This is a genomic window from Clostridium massiliamazoniense, from assembly GCF_001403635.1.
GTDB lineage: Bacteria > Bacillota > Clostridia > Clostridiales > Clostridiaceae > Sarcina > Sarcina massiliamazoniense.
Genome location: NZ_LN879468.1, coordinates 670,272 through 686,834 on the forward strand (window position 1 = coordinate 670,272; position 16,563 = coordinate 686,834).

The 16,563-nt window shown below is 27.2% G+C and carries 11 protein-coding genes and 3 pseudogenes; 4 read left to right on the forward strand and 10 right to left on the reverse strand.

Annotation, left to right across the window (positions count from 1 at the left end; all coding sequences use genetic code 11):
• Positions 1-217: 217 nt before the first annotated feature.
• The 3 genes and pseudogenes from ARA19_RS10090 to ARA19_RS18320 all read left to right on the forward strand — a co-directional run.
• Positions 218-955, forward strand: a complete 738-nt coding sequence (locus tag ARA19_RS10090) for a lysophospholipid acyltransferase family protein (protein ID WP_055070844.1) — start codon at positions 218-220, stop codon at positions 953-955.
• 205 nt (positions 956-1,160) lie between these two features.
• Positions 1,161-1,487 (forward strand): annotated as a pseudogene (locus ARA19_RS18315) (ECF transporter S component); the annotation flags it as partial.
• A gap of 102 nt (positions 1,488-1,589) precedes the next feature.
• Positions 1,590-1,916 (forward strand): annotated as a pseudogene (locus tag ARA19_RS18320) (ECF transporter S component); the annotation flags it as partial.
• Positions 1,917-2,200: 284 nt separating this feature from the next.
• Here the strand turns inward: ARA19_RS18320 and ARA19_RS10100 are convergent.
• Both ARA19_RS10100 and clpB read right to left on the reverse strand, forming a co-directional pair.
• Positions 2,201-4,159: an LTA synthase family protein gene (locus ARA19_RS10100; RefSeq protein WP_055070846.1), complete on the reverse strand. Its 1,959-nt coding sequence runs from the start codon at positions 4,157-4,159 to the stop codon at positions 2,201-2,203.
• A gap of 201 nt (positions 4,160-4,360) precedes the next feature.
• Positions 4,361-6,961, reverse strand: a complete 2,601-nt coding sequence (gene clpB / locus ARA19_RS10105) for an ATP-dependent chaperone ClpB (protein WP_055070847.1) — start codon at positions 6,959-6,961, stop codon at positions 4,361-4,363.
• A gap of 185 nt (positions 6,962-7,146) precedes the next feature.
• Here clpB and ARA19_RS10110 point away from each other — a divergent pair, with 185 nt between their 5' ends.
• On the forward strand, positions 7,147-8,679 hold the full coding sequence (locus tag ARA19_RS10110) for a GTP pyrophosphokinase (protein WP_055070848.1): 1,533 nt from the start codon (positions 7,147-7,149) through the stop codon (positions 8,677-8,679).
• Positions 8,680-9,001: 322 nt separating this feature from the next.
• Here ARA19_RS10110 and ARA19_RS10115 read toward each other — a convergent pair whose 3' ends face one another.
• The 8 genes and pseudogenes from ARA19_RS10115 to ARA19_RS10150 all read right to left on the reverse strand — a co-directional run bounded on the left by ARA19_RS10115 (position 9,002) and on the right by ARA19_RS10150 (position 16,318).
• Positions 9,002-10,483 carry a phosphohexomutase domain-containing protein gene (locus ARA19_RS10115; RefSeq protein WP_055070849.1) on the reverse strand — a complete coding sequence of 494 codons (1,482 nt, stop codon included), beginning with the start codon at positions 10,481-10,483 and terminating at the stop codon, positions 9,002-9,004.
• Between the two features lie 172 nt (positions 10,484-10,655).
• Positions 10,656-11,036, reverse strand: a complete 381-nt coding sequence (locus ARA19_RS10120; RefSeq protein WP_055070850.1) for a hypothetical protein — start codon at positions 11,034-11,036, stop codon at positions 10,656-10,658.
• A 76-nt stretch (positions 11,037-11,112) separates the two neighbouring features.
• A pseudogene (mscL, locus tag ARA19_RS10125) lies at positions 11,113-11,543 on the reverse strand (large-conductance mechanosensitive channel protein MscL).
• A gap of 123 nt (positions 11,544-11,666) precedes the next feature.
• A complete protein-coding gene (gene speB / locus ARA19_RS10130) occupies positions 11,667-12,515 on the reverse strand; it encodes an agmatinase (RefSeq protein ID WP_055070851.1) in 849 nt (282 codons plus the stop codon).
• The gene (speE, locus tag ARA19_RS10135) at positions 12,508-13,365 is read right to left on the reverse strand and encodes a polyamine aminopropyltransferase (protein WP_055070852.1); all 858 of its coding nucleotides are present in this window, start codon (positions 13,363-13,365) and stop codon (positions 12,508-12,510) included. The genes speB and speE overlap by 8 nt, the downstream gene beginning before the upstream one ends.
• Before the next feature lie 19 nt (positions 13,366-13,384).
• On the reverse strand, positions 13,385-14,836 hold the full coding sequence (locus tag ARA19_RS10140) for an aminotransferase class I/II-fold pyridoxal phosphate-dependent enzyme (protein ID WP_055070853.1): 1,452 nt from the start codon (positions 14,834-14,836) through the stop codon (positions 13,385-13,387).
• 30 nt (positions 14,837-14,866) lie between these two features.
• The gene (speD, locus tag ARA19_RS10145; protein WP_197276587.1) at positions 14,867-15,685 is read right to left on the reverse strand and encodes an adenosylmethionine decarboxylase; all 819 of its coding nucleotides are present in this window, start codon (positions 15,683-15,685) and stop codon (positions 14,867-14,869) included.
• Between the two features lie 252 nt (positions 15,686-15,937).
• Complete coding sequence (locus ARA19_RS10150) at positions 15,938-16,318, reverse strand: NUDIX domain-containing protein (protein WP_055070855.1); 381 nt, start codon at positions 16,316-16,318, stop codon at positions 15,938-15,940.
• Between the last annotated feature and the right edge of the window lie 245 nt (positions 16,319-16,563).

The following is a 16,563-nucleotide window of genomic DNA, read 5'->3' on the forward strand; positions in this document are numbered from 1 at the left end:
TATTAATAAATCAAAAATTCACATAAAAGTTTTAATTTTATTAAAATTATTGTGTTTTTTGTAATATATAGTTTTTGTATTATAATAAAATAATAAAACTTAACTAAAATTAAATTCTTATTATAGTTAAAATGAATTTTTAATGATAATATATATACTAGTAAATAATTATCTATTAATATTTACTATTTATCATTTATTTTATAAAGGAGAAATTATGTTTAAGTCATTTATATTTTATTCAAAATTTTTATTAGATATGGTTATACAAAAGCCAAAAACTAATGAAGCTAGAAAAAAAATAGCTGAATTTGAAGCTAAAGGACAAATAAAAGAAAAATATCAATATTTACATGAAATTAGCCGTAATTGGACTCAAGGTTATGTAGACTTATCTGGTGCTAATATACATGTAGAAGGTCTTGAAAATGTTCCTAAAGATGAACCCGTTTTATTTGTTAGTAATCACCAAGGGAACTTCGATATATTACTTTTATTAACATGTATAGATAAACCAAAAGGATTTATTGCAAAAAAAGAACTATCTAAAATACCTACTATAGGAGAATGGGGAAATTTCATAGGATGTGTCTTTATGGATAGAGATAATCTTAGAAAATCTGCTGAAGCTATAATTGAAGGAATAAAAATCTTAAGACAAGGTCAATCAATGGTTATATTTCCTGAGGGTACTAGAAGTAAAGGTGGTCCTATGAAGGAATTTAAGGCAGGAAGCTTTAAACTAGCAACTAAAACTAAAGTTCCAATTGTCCCAATAACTATTAATGGAAGCTATAAAGTAATGGATGAGAAAAAATTTATCATTCAAAAAGCAGATATTGATGTTTATATCCACGAACCTATTATTACTAAATCACTAACAAAAGAAGAAGAAGCTGAATTACCTAAACGAGTTGAAAATATAGTTAAAAGTAAATTAAAAACTAAGATATAGCACTAAGCTATATCTTTTTTATTTATTAATACTTCAGTTCTAAAATTCATAAAACCTCTTTATTTTCCTGATTGCTTTTACACAAAAAAAACTGTAAAATATTAAATGGTCAACATTAAAAGTTAAGTTGAACCATTATACAATAATATATATTTCATTTTAAAACCGAATTATATCCTTAAGGAATAAAAACGGGAGGACATTAATGAATAGGACTATTAACAAACAAAGAGAGAAAACCAGGAAGCTCGTAATTATTGGAATGCTTTCTGGTATATGTGTTTTTCTTGGATTAACAGGTTTAGGATTTATAGACATTCCACCTGTTAAGGCAACTATACTTCATGTACCTGTAATCATAGGTGCTCTTATAGAAGGCCCTGTAGTAGGTGCTCTTGTAGGATTCGTTTTTGGTGTATTTTCTATTTACCAAGCTTTTGCTGTTCCTGTTCCAACAAGCTTTATGTTTTGGAACCCCATAATAGCAGTTATTCCAAGAATACTTATAGGTATCTTTAGTTATTATGCTTATAAATGGGCATTAAAAGCAGCTGATAAAAGCATTTTTCTAACAAGTATTTTTTCTAGTGCTTTTGCTGGTCTCTTATTATTTCTTTTATTAGTATCCTTTATTGGTATTGATACAAGTTCTATTATTGGAATAATAATTTTTATAGTATTATTAACTTTCCTTATTAAATACAAAAATAAAAGAAAAAAAGAAATGCTATCAATAGGTCTTGCTGCTGCTGTTGGAACATTAACAAATACTATAGGTGTTCTAGGCCTTACTTATATAATTTATCTTGATAAATTTGCACAAGCTCTACATATACCTACTAAATTAGCTACAGCTTCTATAATAGGTATAGGAATTAGTAATGGTATTCCAGAAATTATCGCATCAATATTAATATCAATTCCAGTTGTTATGGCTGTACAAAGAATAAGAAGAAGATAATAAATTAAAACTTAATTTAGATAGAGTTAAAACTTCATCTAAATTTTAATTCTATGCCTGTTTATCTTAGACTTATAGAAGTTTAAAATATTACAGACACTAGTTATTAAATAAATTTAAGGGTTATACTTAATATTGAAATATATATTCTAAATAAAGAAGACTTCCAATGCAGGTATTTTCCTAGATTGGAAGTCTAATTAATTTAAAATATTTTTATAGCTAATCAAAGAAAAACTGTTTCAAGATGAAAGTTAATTCTTTCTTGAAACAGCCTTATTACACTATTTTTTTAAAGTATACTCATCAGTTGTACTTAATATTTTTTTATTTCTCCCAATTTGTCCTACTTTAAAAGAATTTATATTAGTATCATAAACAATTAATTTATTAGGACTTTCATATTGTGTAGAAACTATTTTATCATTTACAACTACTGCACTTGCCTTTGTAAAGTTTTCTCCATCAATTACTAACATTCCATTATAAATATAGGCATTGGTGATCTTTATATCATCTAAACCTAATTTCATGTTTTTAGTTTTTTCACACTTATCTGCCCCTAAATAATTATCACCATTAAGTTGGTCATATTGTATATTCTTAAAATCTTCACCATAGTTCTCACTTCCTGCAATAGCCTTATGGAATGTAGGCATTATTCCACCTTCTAATCCAGCTAAATTAAGAATGTAAGTTGATAATTGATAAGACATTATATCTTGCTCCTTAGGTTTTATACCTGTATTACTCCAAATAAAGTAATTAGACTTATACTTCTCATCTCCATTAAAGTTCTCAGGCTTATCTATAACCTTTAAAGCTGGAAGGTGGTCACTATAAAAACCTATTACTGTTGGTTTCCCTGAATTTTTAACATGATTTACAAGTTCCCCAACATATTTATCTACTTCCTTTAATTTATCAACATAATCTTGAAGTTGATTCTTTTCACCCTCTGTTAAATTGTCACATTGGAAATCATATTGTCCATTTTTAGGTTCATAATCCTCTAAGTATGGTCCATGACTTTCTACAGCTACGTTAAATATAAATTGAGGATTCTTTCCATTGTTTAATATTTCCTCTATAGGTTTCATATTATTCATATCAGATGGATAGTCAGTTTCCCCATTGTAAGTAATATCCTCTATATATTCCATACTTACAAACTTATCAAATCCAAAACTTGAATAAGTAGTATCTCTATCATAAAAATTCCCTTCAAAATCATGGATAGCTGTTACATCATATCCTTTATCTTTAAGTATAGTTGCCATACTTTCAACAGCTTGTTTCTTTAATATAGTGTTATTTGGTATTTCCCCTGCACCTAAATTACTAGCTGAATATCCAGTTAAAACTTCAAATTCTGTTCTTACAGTTCCTCCTCCAAAAGTAGGTACTCCCATTATTCCATGTGGTCCCTCTTGCTCTAACTTCCTTATATTAGGAATAGGATCTTCTGTAAAATTAATACCTTTAAATCTATATGGGTCAATAAAAGACTCTAGTTGGACAACTATTACATTTGGTTTTTCTACCTTCCCATTAACTTTTACAGTTTCTTCTTCTAAAGATTCCTTAATTTTATCTATAGATGTTTTATTATAGGTAGTTGGTTTTTTAGGTTTTAACTCTCTTATGGATTTATAATACGAAACTAAAAATCCATTTGCTTTGTAACTAGCTGCTAAATCCCAATTATAAGTCTTTATCATTCCTATTTTACTATCGAATTTATATAATCCTGTTGATAGAATTATAGTTGATAAAAACATAAATATAGCTCTTTTATAACTAATATCAGTTACCTTCTTTTCTTTAATAAAAGAAAATACAAGTAAAGCTAATGCAATTACAACAGTAATTATTATTATAATAATTAAATTATTTCCTAAGTATTTCTTTGCTATAGATAACCCATCATTAATGGAATACATATCTCCAGCAGTAAGTGGTGTTCCCCTAAATTTCATAATAATAGCACTAGCTATTGATAGACACATTACTATGCCAGAAATTAAGAAATATAAAGTCTTTGGTTTCTTAAAAAAGAATACAATTGATGTTATAGCTAAAAACATTAAGTAATTTAATATAAACAATCTAAATAGAGACCCTTGAAGTATATCTATTATAATTGTAAAAATTAAACTAACCACAAGCCATCCTAGTTCCCTTTTCTTAAGCAAATTACTTTTTAATAATTTATCTTTAATTTTTTTAAGCTTTTCTAACATTTTTTACCCCTTTTCAAAAGAACTACTAAAATATTATATGACTATTATACAACTACTTTATATAATAGTCATTACTATATATCCAAAGTTTTACTATTTGTACAAAAATATATGATAAACTTTAAAATTTATTAATAATTTATGTAAAAAAAATACACGACTGCATATTTTTCCGCAGTCGTGTACTATTAAATATTTAGATTATTTTTCTACTTTTATTTCTAGGTTATTATCTTTTGAATCTATAACTATTGTTTCACCATTATTAACTTCTCCAGCAATAATTAATTTCGCTATTCTAGTTTCTATATTATTTCCAATATATCTTTTAAGAGGTCTTGCTCCATAAATTGGGCTATATCCCTCTTCTGCTATTAAAATCTTAGCTGAATCAGTTATTTTTAAGTCTATATTTCTATCTAAAAGTCTTCCTCTTACACTAGATAAGAATATATCTACGATTTTCTTTAATCCTTCACTTGATAAAGGTTTAAACATTATTATTTCATCTACTCTATTTAAGAATTCTGGCTTAAATCTTAGCTTCATTTCTTCCATAACATTCTCTTTTATAGATTCTTCTACTTCTTCACCTTTATTTTCTAATAAATATTGACTTCCAATATTTGATGTCATTATTATTATAGTATTTTTAAAGTCAACAGTTTTTCCTTTATTATCAGTAAGTCTTCCATCATCTAGTATTTGAAGGAAAACATTAAATACATCTGGATGTGCCTTTTCTATTTCATCAAATAAAACAACTGAATAAGGATTTCTTCTAACAGCTTCTGTTAATTGTCCACCTTCTTCATATCCTACATATCCTGGAGGTGGTCCTACAAGTCTTGAAACTGCTTGTTTTTCCATATATTCTGACATATCCATTCTTATGATATTATCTTCACTATCAAATAAGTTTCTAGCTAAAGTTTTTGCAAGTTCTGTTTTACCAACACCTGTTGGTCCTAAGAATATAAATGAACCTATAGGTTTATTTTCATCTTTAAGCCCTGCTCTAGCTCTAATTACAGCATTAGCTACTGATGTAGTTGCTTCATCTTGACCTATAACTCTTTCTCTAAGTTCATGTTCTAATCTTAAAAGCTTCTCTCTTTCAGTTTCTGCTAATTTAGTTACTGGAATTCCAGTCCATTTTGAAACAATTTCTGATATTTCACTTTCTGTAACTTCTTCTTTTAAAAGTGCTTTATCATTGTCTCTATCTATAGCTTCTTCTTTTTCTTTTATTTCTGCCTCTAACTTAGGTATTATTCCATACTTAATTTCGGCAACTTTATTTAAGTCATATTCTCTTTCTGCTTTTTCTAAGTTTCCTTTTGCTTCATCTAATTGAGTTTTTAAATTTCTAACAGCTAAAATATGACCTTTTTCTTTTTCATATTTTGCAGTCATTTCATCATTTTTAGATTTAAGTTCTGCAAGTTCTTTTTCTAATATTTCAAGTCTTTTCTTTGAAGCTTCATCTTCTTCTTTTGAAAGTGCTTCTTTTTCAGTTTCAAGCATTAAAAGTTTTCTTCTTGTTATATCAAGTTCAGTTGGAAGAGAATCTATTTCACTTCTTATCATAGAACCTGCTTCATCTATTAAATCTATAGCCTTGTCTGGTAAATATCTATCTTGAATATATCTATGTGATAATTTAGCAGCAGCTACAATAGCTGAATCATGAATTCTAACGCCATGATGTATTTCGAATTTTTCTTTAAGTCCTCTTAAAATTGAAATAGTATCTTCTACAGTAGGTTCACTAACTATTACAGGTTGGAATCTTCTTTCTAAAGCCTTATCTTTTTCTATATATTGTCTATATTCATCAAAAGTTGTAGCTCCTATACAATGAAGCTCTCCTCTTGCAAGTAAAGGCTTAATTAAGTTCCCTGCATCCATAGCTCCATCTGTTTTTCCAGCACCAACTATAGTATGAATTTCATCTATAAATAAGATTATTTCACCATTAGCACTTTGAACCTCTTTAAGAACAGCTTTTAATCTTTCTTCAAATTCACCTCTATACTTAGCTCCTGCTATTAAGGCTCCCATATCTAAAGAAAATATCTTTTTATCTTTTAAAGTTTCAGGAATATCTCCTCTAACTATTCTTTCTGCTAACCCCTCTACTATAGCAGTTTTCCCTACTCCAGGTTCTCCTATTAATATTGGATTATTTTTTGTTCTTCTTGATAAAATCCTAACTGTTCTTCTTATTTCTTCGTCTCTACCTATTATTGGATCTAATTTATTTTTCTTTGCTAAATCTACTAAATTAGTCCCATATTTAGCTAAAGCATCATAGGTTCCTTCTGGATCTTGAGTATCAACTCTTTGGTTACCTCTAACAGCTTGTAAAACTTCTAAAAACTTAATATCAGTTATAGAATTTTTACTTAAAATCCTTCCAACTGCTCCATTTTTATCTATTTCCATAAGAGCAATCATTACATGCTCTACACTTATATATGAATCTCCAAACTCTTTAGAGATCTCTTCCGCTTTCACTAATACTTCATTTATTCTTCTTGTAGCAGTAACTCCTGAACTACTTGCTGCTGCACCTAAAACTTTAGGAAGTTTCTCAAGTTCAACATGAATATCATTTTTAACAATTCCAGTATTTACTCCCATTTTTTCAATTACATTAGATATTAATCCATCTTCTTGATTTACAAGAGCTGAAAATAAATGAAGAACATCTAATTGTTGATGATTATATCTAACTGCTATACTATAGGCATCATTTAAAGCCTGTTGGACTCTTAATGTCATTTTATCTGCATTCATCTTATCCACCTCTTTAACTTTGTGATAAATTTATTAATTTTTTTTTAAATTTTTGATGATACATTCATCTTAATATATATATTAATACTAAAAAAAAGCAATGTCAAAACATTAAAAATATTGTTAATCTTAATATTAACTGATATCATAATATATATACAATTTTCTAGAAAGGTGGGGTACCTTTGCAATTAACAGTTTTCGACTTTACTAGCGAAAGCATTCAGCTACTTAATGAGTTAAAAAAAGACTTAAATGAATGTGCAGCCATTCTTGATGAATTCTTTTTTAACCTATTGGAAAATAACTGTGATGGTTTTTTTAATATATCAACTAGGGTAAAATCATCATTAAGCTTAAAAGAAAAAATAATAAGAAATAATTACTACCTTTCTTATAATACTTCTCAGGAGCTTTTTAATAACTTATCAGATTTAATAGGAGTAAGAATAGAATGCAGATTTATAGAAGATGAAGAAGCTATTTTAAGATTTATAAAATCTAAGTTCATTCATTTAAATAGAAATAATTTTAATTACTGCACAAAAAATACCAATATTTGTTTAGATTTAAAAGTAGAACAACCCTCAAAACAGAAAAATGGATTTGAACTCTATAGAATAGATGGGTACATAGAAAATAATGGCTTCAAATTTAACTTTGAATTACAAATAAAATCTATGGTTAATCTTTTTTGGAGTGAAATTGAACATAAAATAATTTATAAAAACTATAATATGGTTCTTGGTGATAAATTTTATAAAAACATATTAAACTCAATAAAAAACAATCTATCAATGATAGATAATCAACTTCTTACTATTTATGAACATATGAATAAAATTAATACAGAAGAGCAATTTATAAAAAGAGAACAACTAGAAGCTCTATTATCTAAAATGATATTTGATCTTTATGCTGCTAAAGTAAAAGAAGATTTAGGAGTATCTATAGATTTTAGAAATGCATGTGACATAATAGTTGATTATATATTTTTAAAAAGTACTTGTGATGGTCCTCAATCCTATTACGATACCTTTATTAAAACTTCTATAAGGTTAAATGAAATTTTTAAAAATGATATCTCATTTAGGACACCTATAAGTATAGATAAAAAACTAGAATTAAATTCTGATTTTTCTTATACTGTTGGAAATAGATTGCTTGAATTAATGAATAACGACTTTCACTGGAATTTATTTTTCAAAATTTTATTTGAAATAGAACCTGGAGATCACTTTGAAGATTTTCAAAATTTTATAAAATATTTAGAAAATATATTTTCTAATAGAAAAAGTTATTTTAATTTATACTTGAGATTTGATAGGGATAAAGTTGAACTTATTAAAGGTCATTTTTTAGCCTCTATTTGCAATGCTTTTCTTTCTGTAAATTCCATAGAATTTATATATAGAGATAAACTTTTAGAAATATATGAAGTTTTAGATGATCATTGTAAATTCGTATTTGATGAAATCCCTACCTTTGAACATTATGAACTTTACGGTGAAATTTATTCACAATTTTTATATCTAAAGATTCTTTCAGTTTTCAATACCGCTATTAATGTTCCTATAGCCTTTGACTTTGTTGAAAATCTTAAGGCCTCAAAAAGTAAACTTAAAATAACATCTCGTGGTGTTAACTATGTAACATCTCTAGATAAAGAAAAAGCAGTTGTAAGTACAAAACTTTTAAAATATATTTATGTACGATAATAAGTAATAAAAATGGTTCTGTATCAAATCAACAACTTAATTTATATTACTTTTATAAATATATTTTTTTATCTGCCGAGATAGCTATATAGGTACAAAATGCTGTGACCATTGAACTAGTATTGGAAGCTCTTTATTTTTGAACAATAGTTTCGTTAAAAAATTTCCATTGTTTGAACAAAGTGAGTTTGGAAATTTTAGAAACTGTTGTAGAAAAAATATTAGAGCTTCTTTGCGTAGGTGAGTGGTCACAAATGGTGAACCTATATAGCTAAATAAAAGGCAGAGAGGATGTATCTGTAATTTGATACACCCCCTTTTTTTATTTCATTTTACTTAAATCTACTTTGTTATATTGTTTTAAAAAGTTTCTTAAATCTTCAAGGGCTTCTTTATGTCCATTCTCATTATTTGACTCTATATTTATAGCAAATAGAGGTTCATGTAATGATAATCTAATTAAAAACCACCCATTAGGAAAGTAAACCTTAATACCTTCAAAATTATTTTCTGCTAAAGACCAATCTTCCTTTACTCCTACTAATTTTTCTAAATCCTTTAAAATTTCTTCTCCATATCCCTTAAAATCTGATGAATTTATTGGAAGTCTAAAATCTTTACTTTCCTTAGGATATTCTAAACTTTCTATAAGACTTATAAAATCTTTTCCTTCCTTATTCATATTAGCCATTTTTATTAATAACTTTGCTATTAAGTAAGCTCCATCATCTAAAAAGTAATTTTCTTTTATGGCAGCATGTCCTGAAGTTTCAATTGCTAAATGACTTTCTTCACCTAGACTATTTAATCTTATAGCCTCATTTATGACGTTTTTATATCCTCTTTTAAATCTATGATGTTTTCCACCTAAATCCTCAATAAACTTTTTTAACCCATCTGATGTTACAGAATCTGTCACTATAGTTGAGCCTGGATATTCCTCTAAAACTATAGCTGATATCATAGCTATTAAAGCATTTTTATTTATTTGAGAACCATCTTTACTTACTATAGCTGCTCTATCTACATCTGTATCAAAAATTATTCCCAAATCTGCCTTACTATTTAAAACAGCTTTACTTATGGATTCCATTGCCTTAGGATCTTCTGGATTAGGAATATGATTAGGGAAATTTCCATCAGGTTCTAAAAATTGACTTCCCTCTGTATCTGCACCAAGTTTATTCAAAACTTTGTCTACAAAAAAACCACCTGCTCCATTTCCAGCATCAACTATTATTCTTAACCCTTCTAGAGGCTTTTCCTTCTTAATTTTACTTGTACCTTCTTTTATTTTTTCAACTAATAAATTGCTATAATCATCTATTAAATTTATCTTCTCAAGCTTTCCATTTTTATTTAGTTCCTCAGTAATATCTGCTAATTCTATTATTCTTGCAATATCTTCTTTCTCACATCCACCATTTTTAGTGAAAAATTTCATACCATTATAATAATATGGTAAATGGCTTGCTGTAATCATTACAGCTCCAGTACATTTATACTTCTCCATAATAGTTGTCATAAACATAGCTGGAGTAGTAGCCAATCCACAATCATAAATTGTAATATTATACTTACTAAGTTCTTCTATACAGCTATTTTTTAAACTTTCTCCTGATAATCTAGAATCACAACCTATAGCTATAGATATATCTCCATCATTTTCTTCTTTAAGCCATAAGAAAAAACCTTTTATTAATCTTCTTACCTCTTTGTCACTAAGACTAGGATCCATTCCATCATATTTTATAGCTGTCCCTCTTATATCTGTACCACTTTGTAACTTTTTTAAATTACTCATTTAAAATTTCTCCTTGGTTTATAAAATAAGCCTCATTTTTTGATAAGGTTTTTATTTTTTAGACTGTAAATCTAATCTTATTATTATATAATAAGAATTTATTAGCCTTTATGTCAATGAAAATTTAAGGAAAAAAAGAGATTGCATCTCTTTATATCAGTTGCAATCTCTTTTATAATTCATTTATTTTTTGTTTTAATTTCTTTTCCATTAAATCTATTACTTCATCCAAATTTGATTCATAGTTTTCTTCAATATAATCAAAATCATCTATTATTGCTTTTTTTGATATTTCTAGTATTTTTAATATCTTTTCTTCATTTATTTTTTTATTGTCATAAGTAATAGTTCCTATTAAATTATTATAATCTAAAGATACAGAATTAATTCCAGGTACAATATTAGGTATTCTATCTAATAAATAATTATAACTTGAAATCTCCTCTTTTCCTTTAAATACTGATTCTATTTTTATAACTAATTTATTTTCAACACTTTCTAATACTTTAAATTTTATTGTCTTTTTGGCAATAATATTTTTTATTGTATTCACCGTGTTCCTCCTTATATATTATTCTTTATTATGATATGTTTGTAATTAATAATATATAAGTATTTATTTTTTATTTTTATTTTTTTTCTTCTATTTTTTCTTCTATTACTTCTCCTGAATCAGTTTTTAATAAATCTCTAATCTCAGTTAATAATTGAATATCTTGTGGAATTGGTTTTGCCTTTTCTTCTTTTTTATAAAATTGTCCAGCTATTTTTATACACATGAATATTGAAACTGCAATTATCAAGAAGTTAACAACACTTTGAATAAAAGTACCTATATTTAATGTTATTGCTGGATGTTTTCCAACAGCGTGCTTTAATACTATATTCCAAGAACTATAATTTATTCCACCTGTAACTAACCCAAAAATAGGCATTATGATATCTTTTACTAATGCATTAACTATTTGGCTAAATGCCCCCCTACAACTACACCTATTGCTAAATCAATAACATTACCTTTTATAGCAAAGGCCTTAAAGTCCTCTAACCACTTTTTCATACTATCTCTCCTTAATTAAACTTAATTTTTTCTTTAGCATATGATTCTTTTAAAATCACAAAATAATGCATTGTAAATAATATTTACAATGCATTAGATTTTTATTTTAAATCAAAATAAAAATTATTTTGATGCTATAAGCAACATTTCTCTTAGAACTTTGCAAGCTACTGCTGTTGAAGCTCCACTTACATCATATTGTGGTGAAAGCTCATTTATATCAAATCCAACTATATTTAAGTCTTTTAAACTTAATATTGCATTTAATAATTCTTTAAATTGAACTCCACCTGGTTCTGGAGTACCTGTTCCTGGAAATACTGATGGATCTAGTACATCTAAATCTATAGTTACATAAACAGGTTTTTCTTTTAACTTATCCACAATTACATCTAATGTTTCTAAATTAAATTTATTTGTATATACATGATCTTTACCCCAAGCAAATTCTTCCTTATCTCCTGAACGTATACCAAATTGGAATATTTTATTATCTCCAACTAAATCCCATACTCTATGAAGTACAGTAGCATGTGATAATTTTTGACCTAAATACTCTTCTCTTAAATCTGCATGTGCATCAAAATGAATAATATGAAGATCTGGATATTTATTCACAACACTTCTTACTGAACCTAAAGTTACAAGATGTTCTCCACCAATCATAGCTGGTATTTTACCATCTTCAACAACTTGCTTTGAAAAATCTTCTATATCTTTTAGTGCTCTTTCTGAACTACCAAATGGTAATTCTAAATCTCCACCATCAAATATTTTGTAATCATATAAATCTTTATCTTGATATGGACTATAGCTTTCAAGACCAAAAGAATCATTTCTCATAGTTTGACTTGCAAATCTTGTTCCTGGTCTAAATGAAGTAGTTGAGTCAAATGGAGCTCCAAATACAACTATACTTGCTTCATCATATTCAGCTTCACATCCAATAAAAGTACTTACATTTCTATTCATTTGCTGCATCCTCTAACATTTTCTTAACGTAGTTTGGTAAAGCAAATGCTCCTTTATGAAGATCTGTGTTATAATATTTAGTTTCTATTCCTAAATCATTCCACTTTTCTATCCCTTCATTATTGATTGGATCATGTTTTTTAGAAGCAAATCCAAATAACCAATGTCCTGATGGGTATGTTGGTATATGTGCTTGGTAAACTCTACAAACAGGGAATAATTCTCTTATTCTCTTATGAGCTCTTCCCATAGACTTAGCATATGATTCATAATATGGACTTTCATGTTGGTTAACAAGTATTCCTTCTTCAGTTAAAGCTTTAAAGCAGTTTCCATAGAATTCTTTAGTGAATAGTCCTTCTCCTGGTCCAAATGGGTCAGTTGAATCAACGATTATTAAGTCATATTTATTTTCTATTGATCTAACAAATTTTAGACCATCTTCAAAGTATAAAGTTACTCTTTCATCATCTAATTGACTTGCTGTTTGTGGTAAATATTCTCTACAAACATCTACAACTAACTTATCTATTTCAACCATATCTATTTTTTCTATAGATTTGTATCTAGTAAGTTCTCTTACTGTACCACCATCTCCAGCACCAATAACTAAAACATTTTTAATATTTGGATTTGTAGCCATAGGAACGTGTACTATCATATCATGATAGATAAACTCATCCTTCTCTGTTACCATCATTAATCCATCTAAAGTAAAGAATGTACCAAATTCTTTTGATTTAAATACATCTATTGCTTGGAAATCACTTTTTCCGCTATATATTTGTTCATCAACCTTAATTGAGAAACGAACATTATCAGTATGTTCTTCTGTGTACCATAATTCCATTTTAAACTTCAACTCCTTATTAAATTAAAACTTTTATATAATTTATATCCATGTCCTCTGGACCTGTAACTGAACTACCCTTTTGCTTTGAGTATTCAATAAACTCTATAGCTTCTGCAGTTATAAGCTCTCCTGGAGCTAATATTGGTATACCTGGAGGATAGCACATTACTGATTCTCCTGATATTCTTCCCTCTGCATCTTTTAATAATATGCTTTCCTTTTCAGCATAAAATGCTTCTTTTGGAGAAACTTTAACTATAGGACTTATATATTCATGGTCTATTAAATCCTTTTTATCTCCTGAATGTAATCTTTTGATTTCATTTAATGCAGCAACAAGTCTTTCAATATTAGTGATTCTATCACCAACAGAAATAATTGCTAATACATTTCCTACATCACCAAGCTCTAATTGAATTCCATATTCATCTCTTAATAAATCATATACTTCAACACCTGCAAGACCTACGTTTAAAGTATTAACAATTAGCTTAGTTTTATCAAAAGCAAATACATCATTTTTATTTACTATTTCTTCTGAAAAAGCATAATAACCTTCAATTTCGTTTATTTCATTCCTTGCATAGTCTGCCATTTTTATAATATCTTTAACTATATCTTTACCACGAAGTGCTAAATTTCTTCTAGCAATATCTAAAGAAGATAATAGAAGATAAGAAGCACTTGTACTTTGTGTTAAATTTATTACTGTTCTTATATAATCTGGATTCACTCTATCAGTATTACATAAAAGCATTGAACTTTGTGTTAATGATCCACCCGTTTTATGGATACTTACAGCAGCCATATCCGCACCAGCTTTCATAGCTGAAATTGGTAAATCATCACCAAAATAAAAATGAGTTCCATGAGCCTCATCTGCAAGAACATACATATTATGTTCCTTAGCTATTTTTACAATTTCCTCTATATCTGAACAAATACCATAATAAGTTGGATTATTTATAAAAATCGCCTTAGCATCTGGATTTTCTTTTACAGCTTTTTTAATATCTTCTACAGACATTCCTAAAGATATTCCTAATTCATTATGAATCCCAGGATTTATATAAACCGGTATAGCTCCTATTAGCACTAGTGCATTTATAGCTGATTTATGAACATTTCTTGGCATTATTATTTTATCGCCTTCCTTACATACGCTCATAATCATACTTTGAACCGCAGATGTAGTTCCATTAACCATAAAGAATGCTCTTTTACATCCAAAAGCTTCAGCCGCTAATTCTTCCGCATCTTTTATTACTGATACTGGATGAAGCAGGTTATCTAAAGGTTTCATTGAATTTACATCTACAGATAAACACTTTTCTCCTAAAAATTCTTGAAGCTCTGGGTTACCTCTACCTTGTTTATGTCCTGGAACATCAAAAGGAACTATTCTATTTTTTTTATATTGATTTAAAGCTTCATATATAGGTGCTCTATCTTGTGTAAGCTTTGCCATTATACATACACCCCTTTCAATATATTCTTTTTAGTAAAGATTTTTACCAGCATGAATTTCTATCATTTCTTTTGATAGTCTATCTCTTATCTCCATTCTTTTACTTGGAGTTAATTCATATGGATCTGTATTGAAAAGGTAATTTCCAAGTTCTATTTCCTTTATCATCATCTTTGTATGATAAATGTTAGATTGATACACATTTATATCTGTTGCATCATATTTTTTAAGAGTATCCTTATCTATAAAATCTTGTATAGATGTTATATCATGATCAATAAAACATTTTTGCCCATTTACATCTCTAGTAAATCCTCTAACTCTATAATCTATAGTTATTACATCTGAATCAAAACTACCAATTAAATAATCTAAAGCATTTAATGGGGAAATTTGTCCACATGTAGAAACATCTATGTCAACCCTAAAAGAGCTTATATCTTTATTTGGGTGAAATTCTGGATAAGTGTGTACAGTAAGGTGACTCTTATCTAAGTGACCAGCAACCGTTTCCCTTGTTTTTAAATAAGAAAGGTCTCCTTTATTACAAGAAGAATCTATTAAATTAAAAGGTAATGCTTCCTCTGTTATTAATAGATTAACACTAGCACCTTGTGGCTCATAATCTTGCTTTGAAATATTTAATACATGAGCCCCTATCATCTCAGTGACATCACATAGTATTTTTGTTAAACGTTCTGAATTATATTGTTCATCTATGTATTTAATATAATCCTGTTTCTCTTTTTCTGTTTTTGCATAACACACATCATAAATATTAAAACTTAAAGTTTTTGTTAGATTATTAAAGCCATATAGACGAATTTTTTCGTTCAACCCTAACCTCACAACCTTTCGATAAAATTGATTTTAAATTTTTGCAATATCTTTTTAATTTTCTTTTTGCAATAAATCTATTATAGACTACTAATTTTAATTTGGATATAGTATTTTTTATAAAAAGTTTATAATATTAAAATTTTAATATCAACCCCTCTCTTTATTTAGAATTATTAAAAAAATACAAAAAAATAATCCATTTTTACCCTTAAACGGATTATTTTTCTATTTTTATATAAAATTTTTAATTTTAAAATTTAACTATTTGGAATAAAAGAATTCTTTTAAAATATTTTTGTCGACTTCCTTAATTTCATATTTTTCCAATTCTTTTTTATTAATCCACTTTATTTTTTCGACATTATTGTTACATATAACACGCTCTTTTATAATTCCAGTATAAACCATTAATAATTTTTCATTGATTTCTTCTTCTTTTATTTTTTTTAAATCAAACACTGTTATTTTCAAATCATCGTTTACAGCCCTATTTGCACATTTTTCATCAGTTTCTCTTGCTTTTAACTCTCCAGATACTAAAGACCATCTTACCTCTTCTCCTCTCTTAGCCTTTTTTTGAATTATTAATACATTATTAAAGTCATCTTTTATAATAATCTTACATAAATCACCTTTTGCCATAAATAAAATACCTCCATATACACAAATAAAATGTTCAAATAAATTTTAGCTTTTATTACTTTCTGATTAAATTATACTATATAAATTTATCTACACTATTAAAATTACTTTAATATATTTAAACATTTTCTAAAACTTATAGTTTCTTATTTATTAACAACATCTTATTCAAAGTAAATTTTCATTCAAAAATCAATTCATAATTTGCAAAATTATATAAAAAGTTTTATTATATATATTGAATA